The organism is Azoarcus indigens (genome assembly GCF_004361735.1).
GTDB lineage: Bacteria > Pseudomonadota > Gammaproteobacteria > Burkholderiales > Rhodocyclaceae > Azoarcus > Azoarcus indigens.
Map to the genome: position 1 here is coordinate 1 of NZ_SNVV01000054.1, position 3,291 is coordinate 3,291.

The 3,291-nt window shown below is 68.0% G+C and carries 2 protein-coding genes; both read left to right on the forward strand.

All coding sequences use genetic code 11. The features are described 5' to 3' along the window. The coding region (locus C7389_RS25015; protein WP_170212486.1) for a beta strand repeat-containing protein at positions 1-3,149 on the forward strand (3,149 nt) is incomplete at its 5' end. Positions 3,150-3,174: 25 nt separating this feature from the next. Then, positions 3,175-3,291, forward strand: a 117-nt coding sequence (locus tag C7389_RS25940) for an ESPR domain-containing protein (RefSeq protein WP_162851836.1), incomplete at its 3' end; no start/stop codon positions are given.

Below are 3,291 nucleotides of genomic sequence, written 5' to 3' on the forward strand. Positions count from 1 at the left end.
TCGCCAACAGCGGCACGGTGCAGGCGCGCACGCTGGCGGAAAAGGAAGGGCGCATCCTGCTGCTGGCCGACATGAGCCACGGCGAGGTCAAACACGGCGGCCTGCTCGACGCCAGCGCGCCGCAGAGCGGGGACGGCGGCTTCATCGAAACCAGCGCCGCCACCGTCACCCTGGAAGCCGGGCGCAAAGTCACCACGCTGGCGGCGAACGGCCAGACCGGTAGCTGGCTGATCGACCCCAACGACTACACCATCGCCGCCAACGGCGGCAACCTCAGCGGCGCCGAGCTGTCGGCGGATCTGGCCAGCACCAGCGTCACCATCAGCACCGCGACCCAGGGCACGGCCGGAGGCAACGGCGACATCTTCGTGAACGACGCGGTGAGCTGGAACGCGGCCACCACGCTGACGCTGAACGCCCAGCGCAACATCGAGCTCAACGCGCCCATCACGGTGGCGAACGCCGGCGGCGGGCTGGCATTGAACTACGGCGGCTCGGACTACAGCCTGGGCGCGCCGGTGAGCTTCATCGCCGGCAGCGGCGGCAGCTTCAGCGTGAATGGCCAGGCCTACACGCTGATCCATGACATGGCCGCGCTGACCGCAATCAACTCGACAGGCCTGTCCGGCCGCTATGCGCTGGCGAAGAACCTGGATGCTGCCGGGACAACCTACAGCAGCGCGCTGATCGGCGCTAGCTCCAACTCATTCACCGGCACCCTGGCCGGTCTCGGCCATACCATCAGCAATCTGAGCATCAATAGTGTGCATAACGACACTGGCCTGATCAGCAAGCTGGGGCAGTACGGCCGGGTGCGCGATATCGGGTTGGTGGATGTGAACATCACCGCCGGTTCATATTCCGGCGCGCTGGTCGGCAGTGCGGACAGGGCGAGGGTAGACAACGTATTCGTCACCGGCTCGGTGAGTGGTTATTACGCGGGCATCATTGGCGGCATCGTCGGCTATTCCTACATGACGCCGATCACCAACGCCTATTTCATCGGCCAGGTCAGCGGCAGCATCCGGGTCGGCGGCATCGTCGGCACCAACTACGGGACGGTTGCCAACGCCTATGCGGTGGCGCAGGTGTCCGGGACGGGGGCGGGCGTCGGCCCCCTGATGGGCTACGGCGACCCCCTCAGCAACAGCTTTTACGCCACCACCGACGCCGGCGGCAACGCGATCTCCACCAGCGGCCACGACAACGCTGCCGGTACCGCGAAAACCTACACCGAGCTCACCCAGCTCTCCACCTTCAGCGGCTGGGACATCGACGACGCCGGTGCCAGCGGCCGGGCCTGGCGGATCTACGACGGCAACACCCTGCCGCTGCTGCGCGCCTTTCTGACGCCGGTGAAGGTGCTGGTGGGCGACCTCGGCAGCAGTACCTACGACGGCAACGGCGTTTCCGGCACCACCAACGGCTATGTCGTGCCCAACGGCGTCACCCTCTCCGGCAGCGGTGGCACGCTGAGCTACTCCACCGGCGCGGATGCCCGCAGCTACTACGGCGATGGCGGCAGCCTGAACATCACCGGCGGCTATTACTCCAGCCAGAACGGCTACGACATCATCTACGACGGCAGCTACACCATCACGCCGAAGGCGATCACGGTGAGCGCGGACGCGGCCAGCAAGACCTATGGCGACGCCGACCCCACGCTGGGCTGGACAGCGAACGGCCTGGTCGGCAGCGACACCCTGGGCGGCAGTTTGTCGCGGGTGGCCGGCGAGAACGCCGGCAGCTACGCCATCAACCAGGGCACGCTGGCCAATGCCAACTACAGCATCACTTTCACCGGCAACACGCTGACCATCACGCCCAAGGCGATCACCGTAAGCGCCGATGCGGCGAGCAAGACCTACGGCGACGCCGACCCGACGCTGGGCTGGACGGCGAACGGCCTGGTCGGCAGCGACACCCTGAATGGCAGCCTGTCGCGGGTGGCCGGCGAGAACGCCGGCAGCTACGCCATCAACCAGGGCACGCTGGCCAATGCCAACTACAGCATCACTTTCACCGGCAACACGCTGACCATCACGCCCAAGGCGATCACCGTGAGCGCGGACGCGGCGAGCAAGACCTACGGCGACGCCGACCCGACGCTGGGCTGGACGGCGAACGGCCTGGTCGGCAGCGACACCCTGGGCGGCAGTTTGTCGCGGGTGGCCGGCGAGAACGCCGGCAGCTACGCCATCAACCAGGGCACGCTGGCCAATGCCAACTACAGCATCACTTTCACCGGCAACACGCTGACCATCACGCCCAAGGCGATCACGGTGAGCGCCGACGCGGCCAGCAAGACCTACGGCGACGCCGACCCGACGCTGGGCTGGACGGCGAACGGCCTGGTCGGCAGCGACACCCTCAGCGGCAGCGTATCGCGCGACGCCGGGGAGAACGCCGGCAGCTATGCCATCAACCAGGGCACCCTGGCCAACGCCAACTACAGCATCAGCTTCACCGGCAACACCCTCACCATCACCCCGGCCAGCCTCACGGTGACCGCCAGCAACGCCAGCAAGACCTACGATGGCCTCGCCTGGAGCGGCGGCAACGGCGTGAGCTACAGCGGCTTCGTCAATGGCGAGGACGCTTCCGTGCTGTCCGGCGCGCTGAGCTACGGCGGCAGTGGCCAGGGCGCGGTGAATGCCGGCAGCTATGGCCTCAGCGCTTCCGGCCTCACCAGCGGCAACTACGCCATCAGCTATGTGGACGGGGCGCTGACGATAAACAAGGCAGTGCTCACCGTGACCGCCCACGACGCCAGCAAGCGCTACGACGGCCAGGCCTGGAGCGGTGGCAACGGCGTCGGCTACAGCGGCTTCGTCAATGGCGAGGACGCCTCGGTGCTGTCCGGCAGCCTCGCCTTCGGCGGCAGCAGCCAGGGGGCGACGGCCGCCGGCAACTACACCATCACGCCCGGCGGGCTGGGCAGCGGCAACTACCTCATCCAGTTCGTCGATGGCCAGCTGCAGATCGGGCGGGCGGTGACCATGGATGGCGGCCGGGTGGTCAGCGCCATCGACCCCGAAGCGGTCCGCCGCGCGCCCACGCTGCCGGCGCTGGCCGCGCTGATGGCGGGCCTGGGGCGGACGTCGGTGCCGCTGGCGCTGAACCAGGACTTCATCCAGCTCGCCCGCTGAGCATCCTCGCTTTGAAGGCCCGGCCATGAACCACAGCTACCGACTCATCTGGAACGCCCGTGAGGGGCGCTGCGTCCCCGCCCCCGAAACGGCCGTGGGCCGGGGCAAGGCCGGCGGGTGCCGGCTGAGCCCGCTGGCGCTG